General features: G+C 67.9%; 23 protein-coding genes. 11 read left to right on the top strand and 12 right to left on the bottom strand.

Annotated features, from left to right (window positions below; genetic code table 11):
- Positions 1 to 148: 148 nt before the first annotated feature.
- The 3 genes from AB0G59_RS05450 to AB0G59_RS05440 are packed head-to-tail and all read left to right on the top strand — an operon-like array spanning position 149 to position 5170.
- Entirely contained in the window at positions 149 to 2524 is a 2376-nt protein-coding gene (locus AB0G59_RS05450; RefSeq protein WP_360908262.1) for a lantibiotic dehydratase, read from the top strand.
- On the top strand, positions 2521 to 3828 hold the full coding sequence (locus AB0G59_RS05445) for an MFS transporter (RefSeq protein ID WP_360908259.1): 1308 nt from the start codon (positions 2521 to 2523) through the stop codon (positions 3826 to 3828). Before AB0G59_RS05450 ends, AB0G59_RS05445 begins: the two co-directional genes overlap by 4 nt.
- A gap of 34 nt (positions 3829 to 3862) precedes the next feature.
- Entirely contained in the window at positions 3863 to 5170 is a 1308-nt protein-coding gene (locus AB0G59_RS05440) for a peptide ligase PGM1-related protein (protein WP_360908256.1), read from the top strand.
- A 57-nt stretch (positions 5171 to 5227) separates the two neighbouring features.
- Here the strand turns inward: AB0G59_RS05440 and AB0G59_RS05435 are convergent, their stop codons facing one another.
- Positions 5228 to 6442, bottom strand: a complete 1215-nt coding sequence (locus AB0G59_RS05435; protein ID WP_360908642.1) for a cytochrome P450 — start codon at positions 6440 to 6442, stop codon at positions 5228 to 5230.
- 397 nt (positions 6443 to 6839) lie between these two features.
- Between AB0G59_RS05435 and AB0G59_RS05430 the strand changes: the two genes are divergently transcribed.
- The 6 genes from AB0G59_RS05430 (at position 6840) to AB0G59_RS05405 (ending at position 13940) form a co-directional block, all read left to right on the top strand.
- Positions 6840 to 7790, top strand: coding sequence for a 2-oxoglutarate and iron-dependent oxygenase domain-containing protein (locus AB0G59_RS05430; protein ID WP_360908254.1), 951 nt, complete (start codon positions 6840 to 6842; stop codon positions 7788 to 7790).
- Between the two features lie 88 nt (positions 7791 to 7878).
- Positions 7879 to 9261, top strand: a complete 1383-nt coding sequence (locus AB0G59_RS05425; RefSeq protein ID WP_360908252.1) for a DUF6002 family protein — start codon at positions 7879 to 7881, stop codon at positions 9259 to 9261.
- A 30-nt stretch (positions 9262 to 9291) separates the two neighbouring features.
- Positions 9292 to 10647, top strand: coding sequence for a hypothetical protein (locus tag AB0G59_RS05420; protein WP_360908250.1), 1356 nt, complete (start codon positions 9292 to 9294; stop codon positions 10645 to 10647).
- Between the two features lie 57 nt (positions 10648 to 10704).
- Positions 10705 to 11631 carry a TauD/TfdA family dioxygenase gene (locus tag AB0G59_RS05415; RefSeq protein WP_360908248.1) on the top strand — a complete coding sequence of 309 codons (927 nt, stop codon included), beginning with the start codon at positions 10705 to 10707 and terminating at the stop codon, positions 11629 to 11631.
- 13 nt (positions 11632 to 11644) lie between these two features.
- Positions 11645 to 12697: a methyltransferase gene (locus AB0G59_RS05410; protein WP_360908246.1), complete on the top strand. Its 1053-nt coding sequence runs from the start codon at positions 11645 to 11647 to the stop codon at positions 12695 to 12697.
- Between the two features lie 37 nt (positions 12698 to 12734).
- Positions 12735 to 13940: a GNAT family N-acetyltransferase gene (locus AB0G59_RS05405; RefSeq protein WP_360908243.1), complete on the top strand. Its 1206-nt coding sequence runs from the start codon at positions 12735 to 12737 to the stop codon at positions 13938 to 13940.
- Positions 13941 to 13980: 40 nt separating this feature from the next.
- Here the strand turns inward: AB0G59_RS05405 and AB0G59_RS05400 are convergent, their stop codons facing one another.
- Positions 13981 to 14316: a hypothetical protein gene (locus AB0G59_RS05400; RefSeq protein WP_360908241.1), complete on the bottom strand. Its 336-nt coding sequence runs from the start codon at positions 14314 to 14316 to the stop codon at positions 13981 to 13983.
- A 36-nt stretch (positions 14317 to 14352) separates the two neighbouring features.
- Entirely contained in the window at positions 14353 to 15276 is a 924-nt protein-coding gene (locus tag AB0G59_RS05395; protein WP_360908239.1) for a hypothetical protein, read from the bottom strand.
- Between the two features lie 514 nt (positions 15277 to 15790).
- On the opposite strand from AB0G59_RS05395, the gene AB0G59_RS05390 reads away from it, so the two are divergent.
- Positions 15791 to 16795 carry a hypothetical protein gene (locus AB0G59_RS05390; protein ID WP_360908237.1) on the top strand — a complete coding sequence of 335 codons (1005 nt, stop codon included), beginning with the start codon at positions 15791 to 15793 and terminating at the stop codon, positions 16793 to 16795.
- Positions 16796 to 16810: 15 nt separating this feature from the next.
- Here the strand turns inward: AB0G59_RS05390 and AB0G59_RS05385 are convergent, their stop codons facing one another.
- The 3 genes from AB0G59_RS05385 to AB0G59_RS05375 form a co-directional block, all read right to left on the bottom strand.
- The gene (locus AB0G59_RS05385) at positions 16811 to 17215 is read right to left on the bottom strand and encodes a hypothetical protein (protein ID WP_360908235.1); all 405 of its coding nucleotides are present in this window, start codon (positions 17213 to 17215) and stop codon (positions 16811 to 16813) included.
- A gap of 167 nt (positions 17216 to 17382) precedes the next feature.
- Positions 17383 to 17661: a hypothetical protein gene (locus AB0G59_RS05380; protein ID WP_360908233.1), complete on the bottom strand. Its 279-nt coding sequence runs from the start codon at positions 17659 to 17661 to the stop codon at positions 17383 to 17385.
- A gap of 334 nt (positions 17662 to 17995) precedes the next feature.
- Positions 17996 to 18889, bottom strand: a complete 894-nt coding sequence (locus tag AB0G59_RS05375; protein WP_360908231.1) for a glycoside hydrolase family 19 protein — start codon at positions 18887 to 18889, stop codon at positions 17996 to 17998.
- 380 nt (positions 18890 to 19269) lie between these two features.
- Here AB0G59_RS05375 and AB0G59_RS05370 point away from each other — a divergent pair, with 380 nt between their 5' ends.
- Complete coding sequence (locus AB0G59_RS05370; protein WP_360908229.1) at positions 19270 to 19692, top strand: cysteine/serine endopeptidase inhibitor; 423 nt, start codon at positions 19270 to 19272, stop codon at positions 19690 to 19692.
- Positions 19693 to 19718: 26 nt separating this feature from the next.
- Here the strand turns inward: AB0G59_RS05370 and AB0G59_RS05365 are convergent, their stop codons facing one another.
- The 6 genes from AB0G59_RS05365 to AB0G59_RS05340 form a co-directional block, all read right to left on the bottom strand.
- Positions 19719 to 20945 carry a beta-ketoacyl-[acyl-carrier-protein] synthase family protein gene (locus AB0G59_RS05365; protein ID WP_360908227.1) on the bottom strand — a complete coding sequence of 409 codons (1227 nt, stop codon included), beginning with the start codon at positions 20943 to 20945 and terminating at the stop codon, positions 19719 to 19721.
- On the bottom strand, positions 20942 to 21241 hold the full coding sequence (locus AB0G59_RS05360) for an acyl carrier protein (protein WP_360908225.1): 300 nt from the start codon (positions 21239 to 21241) through the stop codon (positions 20942 to 20944). The genes AB0G59_RS05365 and AB0G59_RS05360 overlap by 4 nt, the downstream gene beginning before the upstream one ends.
- Positions 21242 to 21307: 66 nt before the next feature.
- The gene (locus AB0G59_RS05355; RefSeq protein WP_360908223.1) at positions 21308 to 22363 is read right to left on the bottom strand and encodes a 3-oxoacyl-[acyl-carrier-protein] synthase III C-terminal domain-containing protein; all 1056 of its coding nucleotides are present in this window, start codon (positions 22361 to 22363) and stop codon (positions 21308 to 21310) included.
- Between the two features lie 96 nt (positions 22364 to 22459).
- The gene (locus tag AB0G59_RS05350; protein WP_360908221.1) at positions 22460 to 23479 is read right to left on the bottom strand and encodes an NAD-dependent epimerase/dehydratase family protein; all 1020 of its coding nucleotides are present in this window, start codon (positions 23477 to 23479) and stop codon (positions 22460 to 22462) included.
- A 263-nt stretch (positions 23480 to 23742) separates the two neighbouring features.
- Positions 23743 to 24081 (bottom strand): hypothetical protein, encoded by a 339-nt coding sequence (locus AB0G59_RS05345; RefSeq protein ID WP_360908219.1) that lies wholly within the window; start codon positions 24079 to 24081, stop codon positions 23743 to 23745.
- Between the two features lie 305 nt (positions 24082 to 24386).
- Positions 24387 to 24713 carry a carboxymuconolactone decarboxylase family protein gene (locus AB0G59_RS05340; RefSeq protein ID WP_360908217.1) on the bottom strand — a complete coding sequence of 109 codons (327 nt, stop codon included), beginning with the start codon at positions 24711 to 24713 and terminating at the stop codon, positions 24387 to 24389.
- Positions 24714 to 24786: the final 73 nt, after the last annotated feature.

The following is a 24786-nucleotide window of genomic DNA, read 5'->3' as shown; positions in this document are numbered from 1 at the left end:
GGTGACCAGAACTCATCCCGCCCACAGGAGGCGCTCAGCCCGGCCGTTGACAGGGCTTTCGTTTCGGCTGCATTGTCACTAAAACTACCTTTCCGGCTCACTTCAGCAACTACGGGTGGTAAACAGTGCCCAACCTGTGGGTGGTCGTGTGAACGAGGCCGCCGCGCCGCCGTGGCGGGCTCTGCGGGTGCTCGTGGTGCGCAGCGCCGGTTTTCCGGCCTCCTGGCTCGCGGAGCTGGGGTCCGGTGCGACGGTGGCGGCGCTGCGCCGAGGTGACATCGCCGCCGAGGTGGGCGCCGTGTACGAGGCCGAGGTGACACAGACCTCTGCCGCTGTCATTCGGCGGTTCCATACGGAGCCGGGACTGCGCGATGCCGTGCAGTTCGCCAACCCCCCGCTGTGGCGGCGGATGGCACCGTGGCTGGATCGGCGGGTCGAGACGATGGAGACGTGGCGTAGCGCGGACCGCCAGCAGACGGACACGCTGACCTTGATGCTCCAGAGGTACTGCGCCAAGAACGAAACAGTCAGCCATGCCGGGCCCATCACCACCGCCGTGTTCGACCCCGACCGGATCGGTGTGATGTCGACGTCTGTCGTCCCGCAGCGCCGCCCGCAGTTGTCACCCTGGGCCGCGGAACAGTTGCAGACGTCCTTCCTCGGCGATGCCGCCACTGCTCACCATTGGTGGCGGCCGCGTATCGCCCCCGGCTGTCGGTTGACCGACGGTGGGTTGGGGGTCATCGGGTACGACTTCAGCAAGCGACACCAGAGCTTCCCGGAGGCGGTCACCGGCGTTTTCCAGTTCTCGATCCCGGAACGCGAGGCGCGGTTGCTGCGGTTGTGCGACGGCAGTCGGCCGGTGGGCGAGATCCGCCGCCAGTACGAGGCCGAGTACGGCGAACCGCTGCCGGAAGCCGAGGCTGTGGCGATGCTGCGCTGGCTTGCCGAATCCGGCGCGGTGCTGACGGGCCCTGAGCTCCCGTACGGGGGAAGGGACACGCTTCAGCCGTTGCGTCACCTCGCCGCTGAGGTGGGAGACCGGGATGCCGAGCGGCACCTTGACGCTGTCGGGTCCGCCCTCTCCGGTCTGGCCGCAGCGGTCGGCGAACCGGACCGGGCGGCCGCCATCACCGCGCTGGAGACGGCATTCACCGCAGCCACCAGTGACTCGCTCTACCGAGCGGCAGGCGTCACCTACGGTGATCGCACCATCTATAACGAGGACTGCGACAGCGAGCACGGCGACATGGTGCTGGGGCAGCCGCTCTGCGACGTGATCGAGCGTGATCTCGCCTTCGTGTACGACATCTTCCTGATGCTGCCCAGGGCCCGCCTGAGCGCGGTGCGGCGCATGATGCAGCACTGGTTTCGCGACGTTTTCGGGGTCGGAGCGCACGTACCGGTTCATGACTTCGTCACCGCCTGCCTGCGCCATGACACCTCGCTTACGGTCCGGTACGACGAGGTCGAGTCCCTGCTGGCCGCGAAGCAGGCCGCACTGGAGCAGCTGCTGGCCCCCGTGGAATCCACGGAACCGGTGCATCACATCGACGACGACGCGATCGTGGCGGCGCGTGCGCTCGCGGGCGAGGCCCTGCCCGCTGTCTGCAACCCCGATCTGATGCTGTGCACCGACAGTCCGGACGGGCTGGTTCGCGGGGACTTCCTGGCCGTGGTGGGCGATCTGCACGCAGCCGAGGAGGGGTTGTCGCACGGCCTGTTCGCACCGTGGGTCGCCGAGGCCTGCCCTGACGTCGAACTGGGCGCCCATGTAGCGGACGCCTATCGGACGATCCTGGGTGAGGACGAGGACCTTGCCGACGTAACGCACAGGCATCGCAACAAGAGTTACGCTCGAGTCGATCTGCCGTGCCTCGACATCGAGGCGGCCGATCGATCGTCTCGGCCGGCGGACTCACGGGTGCGCTTGCACGAACTGATGGTCAGCGACAGTCCGCGCGGTCTGCGACTGCACCTGCCGCACAGTGACCGAAGCCTTCGGCTGACCTCCCCGCCTCTCTATTGGCAGGGTGTTCGGGCACGTAACCCGTTCGCTGTGTTCTCCTTTCCCCAGCGCGTCGACGGCCTGCCGCTTCCGCTGGGCGCTCGGCGGCATCTCCCCCGGCTGGTATGTGGGCGAGTAGTCCTCCAGCGCGCGATGTGGGCACTGCCGGCGGACGGGTTCCACGACCGGGACTGGCACCGGGGATTCCTGGCGGTGCAGCGCTTGCGAGAGCGGGAGCGTCTTCCCCGGCACATATTCGTGAAGTTCCCACAGGAACTCAAACCGGTCTACTGCGACTTGGACAGCCCTCTGCTGGTACGTCAGGTCTCGCGCCTGGCGCGGGCAGCCGGGAACGGCCGACTGGTGCTGTCCGAGATGCTTCCCGGCCCTGACCAATTATGGTTGACCGGCAACCGGGGGAAAGTCACCTCGGAGCTTCGATACGCCGTATTCTCCGCCGACCGGACAGATATGGTCCGCGAGCGCGCTATCAACTCGGGGCAGAAGGAACAGTGAAGGCGCAGATTCGCAGGATCCTCGTCGATGTCGAACCCCTCAGGACCGACGCGGCTTTCCGCCGGCTCTGGCTCGGGGGCACGCTGTCATCGCTGGGCAGCCGGATGACCACCTTCGCGGTCATGCTGCAGGTGTACCAGGTCACCGGTTCCTCGGCCGCGGTGGGCGGGGTGGGATTGGCCACCCTGCTGCCGACCCTCGTCGTAGGTCTGATCGGTGGGTCGCTGGCGGACGCACTGGACCGCCGCAAGCTCGTCCTCGTGACGGGCAGCAGTATGGCTGTGGTCTCCCTGCTGTTCGGGGTCCAGGCCTTCACGGGCAGCGAACAAGTGTGGCCTCTCTATGCACTCACCATGGCCCAGTCGCTGTTGTTCGCCATCGACAATCCCGCCCGCCGAACATTTATCCCCCGGTTGCTGTCGAAGGAGCAGCTGCCGGCCGGCCTGACCCTGCAGATGCTGGCATTTCACCTGAGCGTGATGCTCGGCCCCACCATCGGTGGATTCCTTGCCGCCGCCGGCGGGGTGAAGATCTGCTATTTCGTGGATGCGCTGACGTTCCTCTTCGCGCTGTACGGCGTCTTCCGGCTGCCTCCCATGCGGGTCGAAGGAGGATCGTCCAAGCCCGGTGTCCGGTCCATCTGGGACGGCATCAGATACGTCGCCCGCAACAGGATCGTCGCGGGTGCGCTGCTCTCCGACCTGACCGCAACGGTGTTCGCGATGCCGTTCGCTCTTCTGCCGGCCCTCAACTCCGACCGCTTCGGCGGGTCACCCACCACACTCGGCCTGCTCAACGCCGCTCCCGCGGTCGGCGGGGTCCTCGCCATGTCATTTTCCGGTCCGGTGGGACGTACCTCGCGCAAAGGCATCTGGTTGCTCGCCGCGGGTGCGCTGTGGGGAGCCTCGCTCGCCGGTCTCGGGTTGACCGACCAGTTGTGGCTGGCACTGACCGTGCTGGTCGTGGCGGGGGCCGCTGACGCGACGGCCGTCGTCCTGCGGGGGTCCATCGTCCAGACCAGCATTCCCGACGGGTATCGCGGCCGGACGACCGCCCTCGACTTCGTGGTCGGCGCCGGCGGCCCACACCTCGGCAACTTCCGCGGCGGCGTCGTCGCTTCGGCCACCACCCCGTCGGTGAGCGCGCTGACCGGCGGGCTCTCATGTGTCGTCGGCATTGCCTTCGTCGCTCTGTGTTTCCCCGCTCTTCGGCGCTTCACCACCGAAACCGATGAGCCGAGTTCCCGCGTCGACCCGAACGCGTCCATCGATGAGAAGAACGTGTCCGTGAGCGATCCGAAATGATCTGCGACTCCCTTCCGAGCGGATGGAACAGGCCATGGTGAAAATTCTGGTCGGTAATGACTTCGACGAAGTGCTCCGCACCCGCTCCGCATCCGCCTGGTGGGCTCAGCGCGTGATGTGGTTCGCCGACGAGGGTGACATTGTCGTCCTGCCGTCACATCCGGAGAGAGCGTTCCTGCGGTATGTGACCTCCATGACGGGTACCCGGCTCGAATCGCTGCGGGTCCTGGTGCCACCGACCGACTGCGATGGGTCGGACACACTGTCCGGGACGTCTCTCACCGACGAGCGTCTGCTCGCGGAGATCCGTTCGGCGATCGCGGGCCGGACCATCACCAGCATCCTTCCGCTCTGGCCGGGCGCGGCGATCGCCCGGCTGGCACGCGCCCTGGGCGTGCCCGACGCATTGGCCGGCCATGGCTTCATCGAACAAGGCGGCGGCGCCTTGATGAACAGCAAGACGGCCTTCCGAGCCATCGCCGCGGGCGTGGGCGTCCCGGTACCGCACGGGCGGGTGTGCGCTGAAGAGGAGGACGCCGTCGACGCCGTCTGTGAGTTGGTCGGCGCCGGCCAGACGGCCATTCTCAAGAAGGACTACATGTCCGGCGGTGCCGGCAACGAGATCGTGAGCCCGGTGCCGGGGCTGTCGCCCGTGGGCGCGAAGAAGGTGGTCGTGGCGTCCGAGGAAGGCGCTGTACGCCAGTACCTCTCGGACCGTTGGGACTGGCTCACCGACAATCGGAGGAACCCGTTCGTCGTGGAACGGTATTTCCCCGGCAGCGCCGCCTGTTTCGCCGAGTACCTGATCAGCGATGCGGGCATCGAGTTCGGTGGTTACGGTGAGATGTTGTCGGAGCCGGTGACGACGAAGCAGATCATCCCACCGACGGAGTTCTCCCCGGAGATCCTGGGTGAGCTCACCCGCCAGGGACGGAACCTCTGTGAGCCGTTGCGGGCGATGGGATACCGGGGAAGGCTCAGCGCCGATGCGGTCATCACCCCGGACGGCGAGCTGTTGTTCACCGAGTACAACGGGCGGGTGACGGGATCGACCCATGTCTACAGCGTCTTCGGGGGAAAGATCGTCGGCCGGGAGTTCATGAAGGACCGGGTACTACTAGAAGGCTTCTGGCCCAAGGGCTGGTCGGTCCCCTCGTTCGACTCGGCGGTGGAGACTCTTGCCCATGCCGGACTCGCCTACGACCGGGGCAGCCGTAGCGGAGTCATCATCAGCAGCGCTTTCGACCGGCGCGACGATACGCTCCTGCACTGCGTCGTCGCGGAGAGCCTCACCGCCGCGTACGAAGTCGAGAAAAAGCTCGAACAGTGCTTCGCCGGATAGCGCGCCCCATCACGGGAGCGCCCTCGGGCCAGGTCGCCCGGCCGTGACGCGCCGCCCTCATGACCAGGCCACCGGCAGCCGGTGCACCCCATAGAACCCGGTGTCCCGTCCGAGGGAGACCTCCTCGGACGGCACTGCCAGGCGTAGTCCGGGAAAGCGACGGAACAGGGCGGGAAAGCCGACTCGCATCTCCATTCGCGCGAGATTCTGCCCGATGCACTGGTGAACTCCATGCCCGAACGCGAGATGTCCACTCGCGCGCCGCCCGATGTCGAGGCGATCCGGTGCGGCGAACCGTCCGGGGTCGCGGTTGGCCGCGGACAGCGAGACGGTCACCGACTCGCCTGCCCGCAGTACCTCACCGGCCACCGACACGTCTTCCAGTGGGGTTCGCGGCACGCCGAAATGAAAGATCGTCAAGTACCGCAGCAGCTCCTCCACCGCGGTGTCCGCCACGTCCGGGTCCGCCGTCAGCCGGGCCAGCTGATCCGGATGGCACAACAGCGCGAACACCCCGAGCCCCAGCGAGCCGGCCGTCGTCTCGTGGCCCGCCGACAACAGCAGGACGCCCGTGCCCGCGATCTCGGCCGTCGACAGCTCGTCGTCCGCCGCCAGCACACTGAGCAGGTCCCCCTGCGGCCGTCGCCGCTTGTGCCTGGCCAGCTCGGTCAACAGCGCGTCCAGCTCGGCCATGGCGCGAGCCGCCTGCTCGGCGGTCGCCCGGAGGCTGAAGAGGGTGGCGCTGTTGCGCTGGAAGCCGCCCCGGTCGGAGTACGGAACACCCAGCAGCTCGCAGATCACCAGTGACGGTACGGGCACCGCGAATTCCGTCACCAGGTCGGCGGGCTCCTCCGCCGTAGCCATCGTCGCCAGATGGTCGGCCACGATCTGCTCGACCCGGGGCCGCAGCGCACGCATCCGGTGCGCGGTGAAAGCCCCCGCCAACCGCCGCCGAAGCCTGGTGTGCTCCGGCGCGTCCATGTCGACCAGCCAGCCCGGCAGTGCCGTACTGCCGTAGAACGGGTCCGTGCCAGGGCGGGCCACAGGCACCCGTTTCAGCTCGGAGCGGGCGCTGAACCGAGGGTCGGACAGCACCGCCCGGGCCAGCTCGTAACCGGTCACCAGCCATCCCAGGTGCCCGTCGGGGTACCGCAGTCGGCTCAGCGGCGACCGGGTGCGCCACATCGCCAACTCGGGCGGCGGATCGAATGGGTTGATCCGCTCGGTCGGCAGCGAAGGGGGCGGAGACTGGTTCACGACCCTGTTGAGCATCATCGCGTGCCCCAACCGTGATGACCATCAGCAACTGACTCATTTCTCAGGCTGAACGAAACGACCACTGCCCACAATGGGCCGAACAGCACTTTTGGCCGAGTTTCCCAATGATCCGATACGGCACCGGAAATGAATCCCGCCGGTTGACTCGAATCCCATGAGGCGTGATTGCATGTCAGGTAGTGAACGAGACGGATGTGCTCACAGTTGGCATGTGAAATCTGGCCGAAAGCAGCCGCTCCGGGCTTGCCCGAAGTCTGCCCGGACTCGCAAGATGGCCTTGCGGTGTGGGCGATTCAACCCCTACCTGCCCGTCCAGCCCCGGGCTGGGCTCGGCCGCACTGGACCCACGGCACGGTGACCGTCGCCAACGGGTGACACAACGCCCATCGACGTGAACGAGCAGATCGGTGACGGCTCTGGAGGGTACGGGGTGATACCGCACGTTGAACTGCCGGGGAACCCGGCTGAGTGGACCTCGCGGGACCGACTGGAAGTCGCCGGCAGAATCAGCGGCATCTGCAGGAGCGAAGGCTTTCTGTTCGTCCACAATCACGGCATTCCGGCCGACCTGTTCGCGGATGTCTACGCGGAAATTCGACAGTTCTACAGCCTCCCGACGGAGGAGAAGAACAGGTACGCGGCCACCGAGGAGTCCCAGTTCCTGGGATACAGGGGCCTGGGCCGGGAAAGGAGCCGCACGCACAGCGGCACCGAGGCCTGCGAGCAGTACCGCATCGGCAACACCACGCACGAACTCGCGCTGCCCGACTCCGTGGACTTCTACCATGAGCACTTCCCGAAGTCCTTGGAGCTCTTCGAGTATCTGGTCCCGCTGGCCGACGGGATCCTGGCAGCCTGCGCCCTCGACCTAGGGTTGGCAGAGGATTTCTTCGCGGCCCACCGGAGCTCACCTCTGGACCGGCTGGGACTCAACTACTACGGCGCCACGCATTTGACCGACGTCGACTCCAAGGTCAACTACTCGATGTCTCCGCACATCGACCTGTCGCTGTTGACGATCCTGTCCCAGGACGAATCAGGCCTGAATGTTCGCGACGCCGAGGGGAGTTGGCTGGAGGTCCCCGCCGACCCGGACGCGCTGTTCGTCTTCCTCGCCGACTACGTACAGCGCTGGTCGAACGGGGTACACCGGGCGGCGCCGCACAGGGTCAGCGCTGTGCGCCGCGACCGGATGTCGATCCAGTACAAGCACCGACCCGACTACGGTGTCGTCGTCGCCCCGCTGGACGCGTTCACGGATGAGGCCAATCCACCCAAGTACGCACCGCTCGACACCGGTTCCGACTACGTGGCCGTGCTGCGGTCCATCCTCGGCAGGTGAACCCGCTCACCCGGCGCCGACGCACTCCTGCCCCTCGGAGCGCGACTCGGCGCCCGTCCCAGACCGGGCGAAGCAGAGGGACACATCGATGACAATGACGAATCCCCATGGGTGGGCCATCACGCGCAACCCTGTCCTCGATCACTACCACCGGCTGCCCGAGATCGTGGAGGCGTGCGTCCAGGACCGCACGGGCAGCAACGAGCCGGAAGGGTTCCGGCCCGGATTCCACTTCCCGGAGTTGGACGACCGCGTGCGCGAGTACTTCGCCGCCGCGGCCGTCTCCTGGCGCTCGCTGGACGATTTCCAGGGGCTCCGGGTCCGCCTGCTCGACCTGACCGGCAACCCCGCCACCCAGACCACCAAGTCCCTGGCATCGCTGCTCATCGTGGCCCGAGCCATCGAACACGTGCGCCGCACCGGCACGCCGGTGATGCTGGTGACCCCGACCTCCGCCAATAAGGGCACGGCCTTGCGCGACGCGGTGCTACGGGCACTCGATCTGGGCCTGGCCGAACCACATCAGCTGCGGGTGGCGACGATCTCCCCGGCCGCCTGCCGCGACAAGCTGCGCCGCGGACGGCTGTCCACCGACCCGGAGTTGCGTGCGCTCAATCCCGTCCTGCTGTTCGAGGGCCAGCAGGCCGAGGACGTCAAGCCACTGGCCCGGGAGTACGTCCGCAAGTACGCGGCCGAGTGGTCCGGCCACACCGGCGGCCGGATGTGGTTCTCCCTCGAGTTGGCCAACTACATGCTGGCCGACACCACCCGGGCGCTGTTCGAGCACGACGCGGAACCGATCGCCCAGGGCGAGGTCCGCGTGCACGCCCACGCCGTCTCCAGCGCCTTCGGACTGCTCGGCTACCACACAGGCCGTGCCCTGCTGGAGGCCGCCGGCGACGCGACGCCCGCGCAGCGGCCGGAGTCCTTCCTCGTGCAACACCTGCACACCCCGGACATGGTTCTCAGCCAGCGTTTCGGCAGCTTCGAGCGCCGCAACATGCCGCGTTACACATGGGACCGGGTCGCACGCCTGTACCGCCAGGACCAGGATCCGTGCTTTCCCTACGCGACCGACAGCCCGAGCGAGATCCTGGATCCCACCTTCTACACCCACCGGCCGCTCACATCCCAGCGGATGAACGAGATCACCAGGGAGTTCGGTGGCGGAGGGATCGTCGTCTCCCGGCACGAATGCCTTCGGCACTACGCCGCGGTTCGCCTCGAACTGGCCCGCGCCGGGATGCGCATGCCCGAAGATCCGGGAGATCTGGCCGAGTGGTCACTGTTGATGGCCATGACCGGCGTCCGGGAAGGCGTGGAGCGCGGACTCATCGGCCGGGACCGCACCATCGTCGTCCACGCCTCCGGCACCTACGCCCGGTCCGACTACGACCAGCTGGAGGACGGTGACCTGCACTTGGTGCGGTCCGTCGACGACGTGGCCACCGCTGTCGGGGCAAACGCGTAGGTATCCATCCCCTGCCGAAAGTTGGTCGTAGTGAAGCCGGGAACGTCCTCGTGGTTCGGCGCGCGCCCCTTCCCCACCGCGAACCGCAGCCCGTCCGACGTCGTCAGCACGGTACTCCGCCACGAGCTGCGCGATTGCGGAACGTGGCTGCACACGCAACCGGTACCCACAGAGCCCTTCGCGGTCTCCCGACCGGCCTACGACGAACTCTTCACCGCCACACGCGGCTTGCTCGCCCTGCTCCGCCGGGCGCTGTTGGAGGCGGCGCCCACCCGGCAGGGCCGACTGGCGGCTCTGGGCATCCGCTCCACCGCCGACTCCTTCCCGTTCTTCGTCGGCGACGACGACTTCGAGTTGCGCCACTGCGACGTGATGGCCCGCCCCGACATCGTGATCGGACCGGACGGACCCCGCTTCCTGGAGTTCAACGTGGGCGGTGCGTTCGGCGGTCCCACCGAGACGCACCGGTTCAGCCAGGCATGGACCCGTCTCTACGGCGGCCCCGCCGGCGGCCTGCCCTTCACCGTGGACGACCCGCACGAAGCCCGCGCCGACCTGCTCGAAGACGTCTGCGCGGAACTCGGACTGCGGCGAGCGGTCGCGCTGGTGGGCAACCGGGTGGACCGCCGGTGCGAGACCACACGGTACTTCGACGGCGAGGCCGCCTATCTGCGGGAACGGGGCTTCGACGCCGAGGTGCTGGAACCTCACGACCTGCCGGACGTGATCGGCCGGGCCGGCAGGCTGCGGTTCCCGCTCGCACTGCGCTACTTCTCGCCTGCGGACTGGGTGTCCCGGGGCGAATCGCTGGACCCGGTGCGCGGTCTCATCGCGGCCGGATGCGTCCTCTACCCGCCGGAAAGCAGCTACCTGGTCGCCAACAAGAAGCTGCTCTGCCGGCTTTCGAAGGGCGAGTCCTGGATGAACGGCGAGGAGCGCCGACTGGTGGCCCGGTACCTCCCCTGGACCCGTGCCACGTCTGATGCCAAGGTCGATTGGCACGGTGAACCGGTGGACCTACGGCGGCTGCTCATCGCGCACCAGGACTCGTTCGTGCTCAAGCAGACCGTGGGCATGATGGGCCGCGGTGTCATGATCGGCCGCCTGTGCCCCCAGCCTCAATGGACCGCGGCCGTCTCCCGGGCGCTGGATGCCGGGGACTCCGTCGCGCAGGAGTACGTGGAGCCGGGCCGGTACGAGCTGGAGATGGTGGCAGGCCCCGGCTCACAGCCGTACCACGTGTCAGTGGCCCCGGTACTGAGCCCCCTCCTCTTCGGCGGCCGACCGGGCGGGGTCTACGCACGCTACTACCCGGACGGCCGTGCCGGGGTGGTGACCGTCGCCCGGGGCGGGGCGATGGAAAACGTGGCGTTCGCGGCCGCTTGAGCAGGCCACGGACACCGCTTCGACCGGACAGGAACGAGAGGGAGGTCGCGCACTCTCATGTCAGAGCCTCAGTGGACGGTCGACCGCCTCACCGGGAGCATCGGGGCGCAGGTGTCGCGGCTCGACGTCCGCCGGATCGGCCCGGCCGACGTCAACCGCCTCAAGGAGCTGATCAGCGAGCACGGAGTGCTCTTCCTACGTTCCCAACCCACCGATCCGGCCGTGCTGGTCGAGTTCGCGGCCCGGTTCGCTCGAGTGCTGCCGGCCCACCCCCTCAAGCCCGGGCTCCCGGACCATCCCGAGGTGCTGGCCAACGAGACAGGCGGCGTCACACCCGATGATGTGCGGTGCCGGGACGCCCACAACAGGCACGGCACCAACTGGCACGTGGACTGCACCTTCGTCCGGGACGTGCCGACGTACTCGCTGCTCCAGGCGGCACGCGTGCCGCCGGTCGGCGGCGACACCCTCTTCGCCGACCTGGCCGGCGCCTACACGGCGCTGTCGGAACCGCTGCGCGTCCTGGCGGACGGTCTCAGCTGCCTGCACCACGCCCGGAGGCTGTTCGCCGACTGGCTCACGCCCGGGGCCGACCCGGTCGGGCGTGACCGTCTGCTGTCCCTGCCGGTGGTCCGTCATCCTCTGGTCGCCGTCGACCGACGCGCGGCCGGGCGCCGGTCGCTCGTCCTCAACCCCAATTACGCATCGACCATAGAGGGACTGTCCGACCTGGAAGGCCACACACTGCTGGACCTGTTCATGCACCACGCGCTCGTCCCGGAGCGCACGGTGCGATGGCGGTGGGCCGTGGGCGACATCGCCGTGTGGGACAACGTCCGCCTGCTGCACAACTACGTTCTCGACCACGGCGCCGGTGACCGCACCATTTACCGGGCACTGGCCGGGTGCGGCCCGCTGTCCGGAGTGACCGGCTGCAAAAGCCAGGTGATCGCTCAGGCCACTCCCCTACCGCTCGACCCGTGAGGTGCCTCCCGACATGGACCGCTCGCTGTCGCACGACGAGAGGGACCTGGTTCTCGAACGCTTCCATCTGCTGGTGAACGCCCCGGCACTGTTCAACGCCCTGGTCACCGCGTTGGAGCTCGACCTGTTCGCCGCCCTGTCCGGCCAACCGTCGTCCTTCGACGAACTGCGCGTGGTCACCGGACTGCCACCCCACTCGCTACGGGTCCTGCTGCACGCGGTGTGTACCACCGGGCTGCTCGAACGGCATGACGGGTGGTACACGAACTCCCCGGTCGCCGAGGAGATGCTGACGCGCGACGGCCCCGACAGCTGGCGCCACATCCTGGTCGGCTGGCGGGAGATCTACTACCCCGCCTTCGCCCGGCTGACCGAAGCGCTGAAAGCCGGCACGAACGCCGCGCTCGCCGCTCACCCGGGCGACGAGCCGACCCTCTACCAGCGGTTGTCGCACGCTCCGGAGCAGGAGGCCGTCTTCCACCGCGCCATGAGCGCTTTCACCCTGCGCAGCGTGGAAGCCCTGGTGGAGACCGAGGAGTTCGCATCGGTCCACCGGCTCCTCGACGTGGGCGGCGGCGACGGCACCACCAGCGCCCGGCTCACTGCCCGGTATCCGCAGCTGAGCTCGACCATCTTCGACATCCCCAGTGTGTCGAAGCTCGCCGAGCGGACCACCGCACCCGACTTCGGTGACAGGGTGACGGTTCATCCGGGGGATCTGTTCGCAGACCCCTTTCCGGCAGGCTCCGACACGGTGCTGTTCAGCCACGTTCTGGAAATCTTCTCCGGCGAGCAGATCGTCACTTTGCTGGCCAAGGCCCACCGCATTCTGCCGCCCGGCGGGCGGGTCCTGATCTACGGGTACAACGTCTCGGACGACGAGACCAAAGGCTGGTACTCGGCTCGCCTGTCGCTTTACCTCAATGCCTTGGCCAGCGGCCAGGGCATGGCCTACCCGGCCCGCGACTACGAAGAATGGCTGCGTCAGGCCGACTTTCAACAGGTGAGGACCCTGACCGACTACCCGTACGAACACGGCCTGCACATCGGTGTGAAGCTCTCATGAGCCTGAGCGGCTCACTCGGAAAGGTTGGGCTTGTGACATGACAGGCAGCGAGCGGCTGACCTCACAGACGGCCCGTCCGGCGGCCCTGCCGCCACCACGCGTCCCTCTGAACCAGCGGCTTCGCCTGCACGCCGGCTACGAGTGGCGCAACAGTGGAAATCCACTCCTGACCGGGCTTCGCGTCGGCTGGGACACCAGGAGCTGGGGAACGTTCCCCGCCGTCCGTTCGGACCTCGGAGGGGTGTCGATCTCGTACTCCGGCCTCCCCGAGGGGCTCGCGTACACGCTGGAGTTCACCGAACACCGCCGCGAGGAGGGCCTGGGAGAGTCCGCCGTGCGTACGGCGACGACGCTCAAGGGGCGGAATCTGACGTCCCCGCCTCAGCTACCGGACGCCGACATCGTCATAGTCGGCACCAGCAGGGCCAAGGCGAGGCAACTGCCTTCGAACGCCTCGCTGATCATGCCCATCCGGGTGCACTTCGTGTTGGACTTCGGCGAGGATTTCAAAAATACTCACCACCAGGCTTCAAAAGGCGCACGGCGTGACTTCCGCCAGAAGTCGCGACAGCACGACTGGGCGTTCGGCGTCGAGCACGACCCCGCCTGGTTCGAGTTCTTCTACGACCGGATCTACATGGCGACGATGCTCGAGCGCTACGGCGAGCGGGCGCGCACCGAAAGCAGGGATTCGGCGTACGAGTGCTTGTTCCGTTCGGGAGTGCTTTTCTATCTTTCCGCGAACGGCAAGCGTGTCGCCGGACACCTGTGCCACTGGGATCCCAGCTCCGGCGTGCTCACCTCCCGCCTGCTGGGCGTTCTCGACGGCGCGGCGGAGCACTACTCGGCCGGCGCACTCAAGGTGATGTACTTCCTCCTCATCGAGTGGGCGGCCAAGAACGGTGCCCGCCGACTCGACTTTCAAGGCACGGAAGCTTTTCTCAGCAAGGGCACTTACCAGATGAAACGCCGCTTCGGCACCCGGGTCGCCCTCCCTCCGAACCACTTCGGTGGCAAGCGGTTGTGGTTACAGGTGCGCCGCGATTCCCCGCCGGTGCGCGACTTCCTGGTGGCGAACCCCATGCTCACCGAAACTCCTGACGGGGTTCTGGAGGCGGTCTACTTCCACGACGACAAGCGGCCGGCCCGGATCGACTACCGCGCGGAGTCGCCCGGGGTCGAGCGCATCCGCCATGCCGGTCTGGACGACTTCCTCTCGGGACTTGGCGGTTGCAGGGACTAACTGCGGCACCCGCATCGGCGACGGCCCCTGCCAGGGGTCGTCAGTCGTCCCGTCCGTCCTCGAGCGCCTCGGCCACCAAGGGGCGGAGGTCACGCAGCGAGGAGGGCAGCCGGGTCAGCAGCCAGTGCTCCAGGGACCGGTCCGGGTCGGTGCGGGACGTGGTCCCCTCGGTCACCCGGCCGGCAAAGACGTGGATCACGCGGTCGGCGTCGGTGACCGTGAAGCCGCGGTAGCCCAGCCCCGGAGACGGGGGCTGGGCCACCGGGCCCGCGGGTGGGAGACCAGCCGTCAGTGCGCGGAATTCCTCGGCATCCCCGGGATCGAGGCGCCAACGAGGATTGGGGCGACCGCTGAACAGGTCCAGTTCCACCAGCATCGGTCTCTCTTCACGCTCTACGTGCTCTGGGTGCCCTCACCTGATGACGACCGAGCGTCCGGCATAGAAGTACCCGCAGAAATCACGATAACCCCCGCGGTTGCACGTTTCCGGATTCGTGATCCGTACACCGCTGTTGTCGTAGTCTCGGGCTGCCGTCTGGCCGGGCTTGTGCCCCCAGAAATTTCCGTTGTGGAACCTGTACCAGTGGTAATCCCGACCCGGCCACACGACCAGTGCGGTGAGCCAACGGGGCTTCTCGCTGTCCGGCAGACACTGGAAGCGCCGGACGAAGCCGTCGGCAAGGGCGGCCTGCGTGACGTTCGGACAGGCCATGGTCCCGGTCTGGGCGCCGTGCGCCCGGCCGGGCTGGGCGAAGGTGTCGGTGCGGATGTTGCGCGCGTAGTTGTAGCAGTTGTTGTGGGGCTGGACTTGCGGGGTGTTCCAGAAGCCGGGGTTGAACTGACCGAATTCGATGTAGCAGGTGGCGGTCGGCGCGGCTTCCTGGGCAGTCGTGCGCAGGGGGTACGCGGAGAGCTCCGGGGACCGGGTCCAGGCCGGCGGCTCGGCCTGGAAAGCGTCGATCTCACCGAGCACCAGATCGCGCAGGTCATCGTCCAGTGGCGTCTGCTCGTGCTCGGCCAGCCGCGTGTCCGCGTGGCGGGTCATGCCTTCCACGACCCGGCGGGCCAGTTCGGCCGAGCGGCCGGGGTCACGGGCGCCCAGGGTGCCCAGGGCGAAACTGCGGGGTAAGGAATCGGGCCAGGGCTCGTCGTCGCTGACCGCCGAGACCACGACCTCGCGATATCCCAGGCCGTCATACCCCGCCCCGGGTATCCCCACCGCTTCTTCCGCCGCATCGGCCACATCCGACAACAGACTTCTTGCCTCGCTCTCGTCCATGATGATCCAGGACGGGTCGGGGCGACCGGAGAAAATACTGATGTCAATGCGCAGCATGCCGATGCTCCTCGTCTAGTGGGGGATTCGTGCCTCTTGTTAGTAGCATTGCCTGGTGAGCAGGGTCAATCGCTTCCACAGAAGTGGAATTGACCCCCTCCGATTAGCTTTAGGGCCAGCAGTCGATTGATCAGGAAAACCGGCTCGCTTGAATTCTGAATTACCGCACCGATGGCCGTCAGTTCCTTTGCAGGCCATGGATCCCCGGGACCCAAGCGCTCCTCGACCGCCTGTACGAGGCCCAGGATCCGGCGGCGAGTTCCGCCTCACCCACAAGGGGGAATCCACCGGATCCGCTGTCTGATGATCGGGTGGCACCGCTTGCATGGACGCGTCACCCAAGAGTCGCGTCCATCAGGAGAGCAACTTGGAGCGCCGCACCTTTCACCGCCGACTGATGTCCTTGGGCAGCCTCGCGGCAGCCGGAACGCTGCTCGGAATGCCGGGCACCGCGACTGCGGGGCCGCAGTACCGGAACGTCCCTTCCCAACCGGCGGGGTCCTCCCGACGCACGGTGGTGGAGTACGAGCTGCCGCCCGCCGAGGAAACGCACGAGATCGTCAAAGTGCCGGGGCATCCGATGCTCCTCGTGTCCCAGATGTCGAACAGCCGGCTGGTGAAGCTCCAACTGGATACCCGCACCGAGCAGGTGACGGCCGTCAAGGCGTTCCCGCTCGGCTCCTCCGACGCGATGCTCCACGGGCTGGCGGTCTCCTCGCGCCACCCCGGGCGGATCTGGGCCACGCACGAGGGCACCGACCGGCTGCTCCTGGTGGATCCCCGGGCGGATTCCCTCGAGGCCGCCCCGCGCATCGAACATGAGATCGCTGTTCCGGGCGGCGGCCGGGGGCCGCACTACGTCAGCGAGTACGGCGACACCCTGTGGGTGACCCTGAAGGGAAGCGACCAGGTACTGGCCCTGGACCACACGCGTCCCGACCGCCACCGCCTCTTCGACGCCGAGCCGCACCCCATCTTCGCCGCACAGCACCCGGTCAGCGGGGACTTCTACGTCAGCCAGGACGTCGCGAGCTCACTGCTGCGCATCGACCCGCGCAGCGGACGCACCTCCCAGATCCCCGTCCCGGCGGGGCAGGGCAGCACCCCGGTCGGCCTGATCAGCGGCCCCGGCGGCATCTGGGTGGTACTCCTCGGCACCGCGAAGGCGGGGACCGGCACCTTCGGCCGGATCGACGCGGACGGACGGATCGTCTGGCACCGGCTGGGCAACCCGCTGGGCCGGTCGGCGTGGCTGCTGCACCTGGCCTTCGACCCGCCGGGCAAGGCGCGGGAGCCCGGACTGTGGCTCCTGGCGTCGACGATCGTCTCCGAGCAGGCCCGCGACCTCATCATCCGGGTGCGGTTCGACCCGTCCTGGGCACGCGTCACCGGGGAGGAGTACGCGGCGCTGCCGACACAGCTGTGCAAGGCACATCGCCTGCTGCCGCTGGAGAACAGCGTGCTCGCCACCGAACTGACGAGTGCCAGGGTGGCCCAGCTGATCAGCGCCCGGCACTGACAGCCTCGGTCCGGCTCAGTATCCGGGGACCGAGCCCGGCTCCGGAAGGCTTCCCTTCGGCAGGCTGCCCCTCGCCTTCGCGGTCATAGCGCTGCCGATGGACTGTCCCGCCGATCCCGCCGTCTGTCCGACGAACCGTTGGACGCCGGAGGTCGTCTGCCTCAGGACACCGCCGCCCGCCCGGCCGACCGCGGGCAAGGTCCTCCCGAGCTCGCTGCCCCCGGCCGTCCGGCCCAGTTCCGCCGTCGTGTTCTGCAGGACGTTGTCCACCACCGCGGTCACCCCTTCCGGATCGAAGCCCGTACCGACCAGGTCGACGTCCGGCGCCCGGCCCACGGCATGGGCGACGGCGCCCGGGCCGGTGACGCCTGCGCTCAGCGCGGCCGCGGTCAGGGCAGTCACCGCGAGGACTCGTCGCATCGGGACTCCTTCAGTCAATTCCGGCAAGACAGGCCTTTACGGCAAGAACGAGCCGGAGGAGCTCCCGGACACGCCACCCGTTCGCCACACGCGCCGGCAAGGACGCGGGCCGGCGGCGTAGCGCACCGGCTATGACAATGCCCCCTCGCGGGAGGGGACATTGCGGACTACTTGGAGCGTATCTTGCGGCCCTTTGGCGGCTCACATTCCTTCGCGGCTGCGATGAAGGGCTTGAGCGCATCATGGAGCTTGTTCAGCGAGTCGGGCCCGAGCTCGATCTGGTAATACTGGACAGACGGGATCAACCTGGGTTCGAATTCGCTGCTTCCGTCCTCGTCATTCTTCGCGGCCCCAACCCGCACTTCCATACCTGGGACCGCGAAGGTGTGCAGATGGACGTCCCCGGTCGCTGTCGGATCGAGGTCGTCGTAAGCCTCAACCTTCACCCACGTCTCCTGGGTGATGGACTGGTCTCCTACCGTCAATGTTCTGCCTCCCTTCCGCACACCCGGCTCACCTTGCCGCGATTCGTCTACCTCAATGAATCTGATGCCCATTAGCGACCCCTTTTCAAGAACAACCAAATCCTAGCTGTTGCCGGGGAGTTGCACTCAATCGGGAAGACGTCAGGAGGCCTCTAATGTCCCCGGACATCCTTTAACTGCCACCTCGGGCGGGTGAAGGCCAGGACGTGGCCGGCCTTGCGTTCGTAGCGCCGGTGGAGTGCTGGCATCCGGCAAGCCGGGGGCGGGCCTGCCGGTCAGCCGCATTCCCGGGGGCTCAGCAGTAGAGGTTGCCGCCCGGAGCCACACCCAGCAGCTGGGCGAATCGCTGGTAGCTGTTCACCCGGCTCTGCACCTGGGCGGGGCTGCGGCCGTCGCACTCCGCGGAGCCGTTGATGCTGCGGATGGTCTCCCCGAATCCCCGGCTGTTGACCATCGCGTCGTGCGGCGTCATGGTGCCGGGGCCGCGCTGGGTGTTCCAGTACCACAGGGCGGTCTTCCAGGAGACGGCCGCGTCGGTCTGGACAAGCGATGGGTTGTTCAGCAGGTTGATTCCGAGGGCGTCGCCCGCCGCCTTGTAGTTGAAGTTCCAGCTGAGCTGGAGCGGACCACGGCCGTAATAGGCGGCCTGACCGGCAGGGCAGCCATAGGGCGGGTTCCGGTCGCAGTAGTGGGGATAGTTGGCCGTGTTCTGCTCCACGATGTGGACCAGGCCCCCGGTCTCGTGGTCGACGTTGGCCAGGAAGGCCGCGGCCTCCTGCCGCTTGACCTGGTCACTGCCGGTGCCGGCCAATCCCGGGTACGCGGCCAGCGCCGCGATCAGCCCGTCGTACGTGTAGAAGGAGTTCCGGCCCGGGAACATCTGCTGGAACTGGGCCTCCGTCACGGGGAACTTTCCGGTCCCCGGGTTCCCACCTCCCTGACAGGTGTACGGGTCCCAGTACCACGTGCTGATGAGCGGGTCGTAGCCGGGATTGTCGTGCTCGGCGATGTAGTACTTACCGTCCGCGTACCGGACGACCGTGCCCGTCGGATACCAGGTACCGGCCGCCCAGTTGGGCGCGTTGTCGCACGGGCCGGCGGCACTCGCCGTGCCGGACGGCACGAGGAGGGTCGCACCGACCAGAGCCAGTACGGCCAGCAGCAAGGTGACGAAGCGGTTTCTTCTCACGGCGGCTCCTGTGGGGTCGGATCGCTGAGGTGGCACTCGCTTACTCAAAGCGCGACGGGCCGGCGGGAGGCGCTGCGGCCGTCGCCCTTGCGCAGTGAATAACTCTTCAACTTCGTTGTCAACGACATGCATCATAGGCGGCCAAACCAGGTGCATTGGGGAACCGGTTCCGGACAACTGTCGCTGCAGGGACTTGCGTCGGCGTCGTCCCGCATGGCACTCATGGACCGAAAGCCGGACGCGTGCCGAAGAAATGCCGCTGTCCTTCGACTTCCTGACCGGCGAGCCGTGACGGCTCCGTAATGCCGGTTTCCGGGGCGCTCGCTCCACGGGTCCGTGGAGTACACCCGCCCGCCATTACCCCTGAACGAGGAGAGACCATGCGTGGAATCAGAGCTGCGCGCTCCGCAGCCGTCGTCCTGGCCGCCGCGGCCACCGGAATTGCCGTCGCCGCGGGACCGGCGGCCGCCGACGTTCCGATCGGCCAGCCGATGAACGGAAAGATGACCTACTACACCGACAAGGGCGACGGCGCCTGCGGGACGGCCATCGACGCGAACTCCCAGGACCTGGTCGCGGTCTCGCCCTCGTGGTGGACCTCCGCCAATCCCAACAACGACCCTCTCTGCAAGGGGATATCGGTCGAGGTCAGCTACAACGGTAAGACCATCAGGGTGCCGGTCAGGGACAAGTGCTTCTCCTGCGACCGCACCCACATCGATCTCGGCCGGCCGGCCTTCGAGAAGCTTGCTCCGCTCGACCGAGGCGTGGTCAACGGCGTCACCTGGAAGTTCGTGCGCTGAGCCGGGGTCCCGTCGAGCCCTGTGCCCTAGGCCCGCTGCAGAATCAGCACGGTGTTGTGGCCGCCGAAGCCGAAGGAGTTGCTGGCGACAGCGTCGATTCGGGAAGGGCGGGCGGTCTTGGCGACGACATCGAGGTCGATGTCGGGGTCGAGACGGTCGAGGTTGGCGGTGGGCGGGATGGACTGGTGTCGCAGAGTCAGGGCGGCGAGAGCCGCTTCGATGGCTCCTGCGGCACCGAGGGTGTGGCCGGTGACGCCCTTGGTGGAGGTGACAGCGGGTGGGCCGCCGTGGAAGTAGCGGCGGATGGTGGCGCTTTCGATGCGGTCGTTCATCGGGGTGGCGGTGCCGTGCGCGTTGATGTGGCCGATGTCGCTGGTGTGCAGGCCGGCGTCGGTCAGGGCCGCGTCGAGGGCCCGTTCGATGCCGATGCCTTCCGGGTGGGCGGCGGCGTAGTGGTAGCCGTCGGTGGAGCAACCGTATCCGCTGAGATAGGCGTAAGCGGGAGCACGACGGGCGCGGGCGTCCGCGGCGCGTTCGAGGACGAGGATGCCGGCGCCTTCGGCCAGGACGAAGCCGTCGCGGTCGGCTTCGAAGGGGCGGCTGGCGCCTGCTGGGTCGTGCAGTCGCGTGGAGAGAGCTCCCATCTGGGAGAAGGTGAGTGAGGTGAGGGGGTGGCAGGGCGCTTCGGCGCCACCGGCCAGGGCGATGTCACAGCGGTTGGCTGCGAGGAGGTCCTTGGCTACGCCGAGTGCCGTGGCACCGGAGGCGCAGGCGGTGGTCACTGCCATGCTGGGGCCGTAAGCGCCCAGGGCCATGCAGATTTCGGCAGCGGCGGCGTTGGCGGTCGACCGGGGAACGGCCAGGGGCGAGATCGTCGCGTACTTGCGTTCGATGAGTTTGCGGGTGTTGGCGACGATGGTGTCCTTGCTGTCGGCGCCCACTCCGACGATCACGCCGACGCGGGCGCCGTCCCAGGAAGTGGCGTCGAGTCGGGCGTCGGCTACGGCTTCGAGTGCGGCAGCCAGGGCGAGGTGGGAGAAGCGGTCCATGCGCCATACGTCGCGGCCGAGCAGCGCGACGGCGTCGAAGTCGGGGACGCGGCAGGTCAGCGGGACGGGGACGTCACCCAGGCTTGCGTCGATGCCGGCCGTGGGGACGCCGTCGCTCACTCCTTGCCAGGTGGTTCCGGTGTCCGTTCCGGCCGCGGTCAGCAGTCCGATGCCGGTGATGGCGATCTCATGGGTGCTCGTCACCGGGCTGCCGTCTCCACGGTGGCGTGCTCGCCGTCGGCCGGCGCCGAGGCCGGCTCGTCGTCTTGAGCTCGTTCAAGGGCGGCAACGGCCTCGGCAAGGGTGCTCTGGCCGCCTTTCAGGGTGTCGAGGTCGGGAACGCGCAGCCCCAGGTCGTCCTGCAGTACGCACATCAGTTCCACCACGGCGATGGAGTCCATTCCGAGGTCTTCCAGAGTGGCTGCGGGGTGGATGGTGTCGTCCGGGATGTTGAAGTGGCCGGTCAGGGTGGTCTTGACGGTTTCGTACAAGGGGGTCACGAGTGCTCCTGAGGCGTTGGGGCCCGGGCGTCTCCGGCGTGCGCTCCGGGCGGCCCGGGGAGTGGGTCAGAGCCGAATGATCACGGCGCCTGCGCTGCTGCCGGCGGCGAGGCCGATGAGGACGATCAGGTCGCCGGGGTGCGCCATCCCGCTTTCCAGGGCGCATGACAGCTGCAGCGGCAGGGAGGCGGAGGCGACGTTGCCGTGCCGGGGAAGGGTGATCACGAGCTTGTCACGGGGGATGCCGACCTCGGGGCCGCACAGATAGGCGAGGTCGGCCAGGGCTACTTGGTGCACGCCGATGAAGGCGAAGTCTTCGAAGGCCAGGTCGAGTTCGTTCATCAGAGGGCGGACCTGGGTGAGGGCCAGGGTGCGGACACTTTCCCGCATGTGCGTGCTGTCCATGCGGAAGTACGCCGCGTCGTCGTCCTGCGCATCGGAGCGGGCGATCGCGGACCGGGTCCCGCCGGTGCGCACGGTGGCCGAGGCCCAGGCGGTGGAGTCGGCGGCGAAGCGGCTGGCGATGACACCGCGGCTGTGCACGGGGCCCGCCTTGGTGGCCTCTTCTGCCGTCCACAGCAGGGCGCAGCCGGCATCGGAGAAGCCGTAGGAAGGCAGGGATTGCGCGAAGGCCCTGGCGTGGGGAATGCGCAGGCGGGTGTAGGCGGTGAGCGCTTCACCACAGGTGATCAGCACCGTGCGGTACTGGCCCGAGGCGATCAGGGCCTGGGTGATCTCGATGGCGTTGAGGACGCTGTTGCAGGCGTTCTTCACATCGAACACCGGGCACTTGAGCCCGAGTTTGGCGGCGACGATGTGGGAGGTGGCCGGCTCGGCCATGTCCTGGCTGGCCGCCGCGAAGATCATGAGGTCGATGTCGGATGCCTTGGTGCCTTGGTCGGCCAGGAGTTTTTGCGCGGCGCTCACCGCGAGATCGGATGCCTGCTGGTCTTCTCCGATCAGATGCACGCCTTCCACGCCGGTCATCTGGGTCAGCAGTCCGGCCGGAGGGCTGAAGCCGGGGCTGGCGGCGGCGATCTGCGCCTCGCGTTCCGTAGTGGAGATCCACGTTTCGGGCAGATGGGCGGCCACTCCCGCCAGGCACGCTCGCATGTGTGGCATGTCAAGGCAACCTAGTCGTGGTGACCTGCGCCGTCCGGGTCACACGCCGCCGTTTGGCAACTGATGCCGCATACCACCTGGAAGGCGTAGGTGTGCTTACGGCCGGGCATCGGTGACGTGCGGAGTCCGTTTCTCCTCCAGTTCCGCGATGCCCTCGGCGATGCTGATCGGGGCTGTGAAGCCCAGGTCGCGACGGGCCGCGGTGAGATCGAACCAGTGGGGGCGGGCCAGTACGTCGACGAGGAAGCGGCTGAGCCCGTGGACGCCTCCGCGGCTGGTCACACGCACGGCCGCGTCCCGGGCCGCAGCAGCGGCATAAGCGAGGGGAACCGGCACGGCGTGCCGCCGTACGCGCATGCCTGCTGCGCCCAGGAGAAGGTCGACGACTGTGCCCAGGGGAAGCGGTTCGCCTTGGGTGATGAAATAGGCGCGGCCACCGATGGGATGACCGTGGTGGAGCCGGTCCAGAGCCAACAGGTGGGCATGGGCGGCGGTGCGTACATGGGTGGTGTCGATGAGATTGGTGCCGTCTCCCGGCAGTACGAAGCGGCCCCTGCGGGCCATGCGCAGGAGGGCGGGGAGGAAATGCGGGTCGTCGGGCCCCCAGATCAGGTGGGGGCGCAGGGAGACGGTGGCCAGGCCGGGTCCGTTGGCGGCGAGCACCAAGGCTTCGGCGCGGGCCTTGGTACGGGGGTAGGCGGCCAGGTGGCGGCGGGGGTAGGGGGTCCGATCGTCGGCGTTGTCCAGACCGCCGGGTGGAAAGACGACGCTGGCGGTAGAGGTGTAGACGAGGGTGCGGACCTGGTGGTCGCGGCATTGGGCGACGACGTTGCGGGTGCCCTCGACGTTGACGGTCCAGAACGGGCGCGCCGGTCCGCTGACTCCGGCCAGGGCCGCATTGTGGACGACGGCGTCACAGCCGGCCACAGCGCGGGACACGGCTGATGGATCCACCAGGTCTCCCAGATGCTGGTGGACGCCGAGGCGGGCCAGTTGTGGGCTCGGGCGGCGGCAAAGGGAGGTGACGTGAGTGCCCTGGGCTGCCAGTTGGCGGCAGATCTCCAGGCCGAGGAATCCACTGCCGCCCGTGACCAGGACACGCGTCGGTCGGCTCATCGGGGCTCCCGCAGGCGTGGAGCGGAAAGGACGAACACCGCGCCAATGTAGCGATCCGGGCACCCGCGGGCCGGCCACTGCCGGCCCATGTGGCAGCCATTGCACACAATGAGACTAGTGGGCTCTTCGCCGGCGGCGCCGAGTTCGTGGCCAGCCGTTGGCGGTGCTGGGCAGCCGATCGACGCCTGGCCGGCTGATGCTCCACCGCCGCCTGACCTGCGACTACAAAACCCTCTCCAAGACCATGGCTGCGGTGTGTGGCATCAGTACCGCAAGGCGTTCCGGACCTCGGTGGTCACCGTACCGGTCAGGTCCCGGTTGCTCCGGGCAGTGGCTTGGGCCGTACCACCCGCGGCGACCTGGGGCACTTCGAGGACGGCCACGTCGAGCAGGTTGCCCGACTGGTCCTTGAAATCGACCACGATGGTGTAGCGCCTCGGCTTGGAGTCGTGGTTGGTGACGTTCACCGGGACCTCCGCCCGGCCGTCGGAGCCGATCGTGACACTGCCGAGGGCGACGTCCGCCTTGGCGTCCAGTCCGCCCTTCACGTTCGCCAACGCAGACGTCGCGGCCGCCTCGGCGGCAGCGACCGCAGAGGCCACCGCAGATGCTGCCGCACTGCTGGCCGCGGAAGCCACCGCAGATGCCCCCGACCTCGCCGCAGAGGCTGCGGGAGAGTTTGAAGACTCGTTCGACGAGCAGCCGGTCATGCCGGCGCAGCCGAGCATGACCGCCACCCAAGCAGCAGCGCATCGGTTGACCTGGAGTTTCATGGCATCTCCCGCTCGACGGCACTTCCCCGTCCAGCGTCGGCTGTCCCTACGCGCCGTACCGGCAAGGCACGCGCGGCACCCGGGTGACGTCGACAGACATCAGCGCCAACGCCGCAGGGGCGCGGGGGCCGCTCTCAGCCCTGGGCTTCGATCTCGGCATCGGCGACGGCGATGGCGATGCCGAGTGCCGTGGCGATGTTGCCTGCTGCCGTCATGACGCGGGCGGTGCCCACGATGGGTGCGATGGCGACCAGGACGTCCTGTAGTTGTTCCGAGGTCAGGCCGGTCTTGAGGGCAGGGTCGATATGGGCCACGTAGGAGATGGGCGGGGCGTCCGAAGCGGCGAGTGCCGCGATGCGCGTGAGGATGAGCATGTCCGGGGCCATCCCGCACCGCTCGATCGAGTCGACCGTCATGGCGGCGAGGGTGTCCAGGACAGGGGTTTCCGATGCAGTGGACATGTCGCATGCCCTCCTGGTGAGTTTCGAGCCCGAGACGTGCGGCGGAAGGAACCGAGTTCCGCGAGTACCGGGT

This window comes from Streptomyces sp. NPDC021096 (genome assembly GCF_040641275.1).
Taxonomy (GTDB): Bacteria; Actinomycetota; Actinomycetes; order Streptomycetales; family Streptomycetaceae; genus Streptomyces.
Note: the sequence above shows the minus strand (reverse complement) of the source record. Positions and strands in the feature narration are given on the sequence as shown.

What these genes read in the sequence shown, in the direction of transcription:
- AB0G59_RS05395 (WP_360908239.1), bottom strand. Translation starts at nt 15,276, where the DNA reads ATGCTGCGCATTGACATCAGTATTTTCTCCGGTCGCCCCGACCCGTCC.
- AB0G59_RS05340 (WP_360908217.1), bottom strand. Translation starts at nt 24,713, where the DNA reads ATGTCCACTGCATCGGAAACCCCTGTCCTGGACACCCTCGCCGCCATG.
- AB0G59_RS05435 (WP_360908642.1), bottom strand. Translation starts at nt 6,442, where the DNA reads ATGCTCAACAGGGTCGTGAACCAGTCTCCGCCCCCTTCGCTGCCGACC.
- AB0G59_RS05370 (WP_360908229.1), top strand. Translation starts at nt 19,270, where the DNA reads ATGCGTGGAATCAGAGCTGCGCGCTCCGCAGCCGTCGTCCTGGCCGCC.
- AB0G59_RS05385 (WP_360908235.1), bottom strand. Translation starts at nt 17,215, where the DNA reads ATGCGACGAGTCCTCGCGGTGACTGCCCTGACCGCGGCCGCGCTGAGC.
- AB0G59_RS05350 (WP_360908221.1), bottom strand. Translation starts at nt 23,479, where the DNA reads ATGAGCCGACCGACGCGTGTCCTGGTCACGGGCGGCAGTGGATTCCTC.
- AB0G59_RS05355 (WP_360908223.1), bottom strand. Translation starts at nt 22,363, where the DNA reads ATGCCACACATGCGAGCGTGCCTGGCGGGAGTGGCCGCCCATCTGCCC.
- AB0G59_RS05415 (WP_360908248.1), top strand. Translation starts at nt 10,705, where the DNA reads ATGTCAGAGCCTCAGTGGACGGTCGACCGCCTCACCGGGAGCATCGGG.
- AB0G59_RS05425 (WP_360908252.1), top strand. Translation starts at nt 7,879, where the DNA reads ATGACAATGACGAATCCCCATGGGTGGGCCATCACGCGCAACCCTGTC.
- AB0G59_RS05410 (WP_360908246.1), top strand. Translation starts at nt 11,645, where the DNA reads ATGGACCGCTCGCTGTCGCACGACGAGAGGGACCTGGTTCTCGAACGC.
- AB0G59_RS05440 (WP_360908256.1), top strand. Translation starts at nt 3,863, where the DNA reads ATGGTGAAAATTCTGGTCGGTAATGACTTCGACGAAGTGCTCCGCACC.
- AB0G59_RS05405 (WP_360908243.1), top strand. Translation starts at nt 12,735, where the DNA reads ATGACAGGCAGCGAGCGGCTGACCTCACAGACGGCCCGTCCGGCGGCC.
- AB0G59_RS05400 (WP_360908241.1), bottom strand. Translation starts at nt 14,316, where the DNA reads ATGCTGGTGGAACTGGACCTGTTCAGCGGTCGCCCCAATCCTCGTTGG.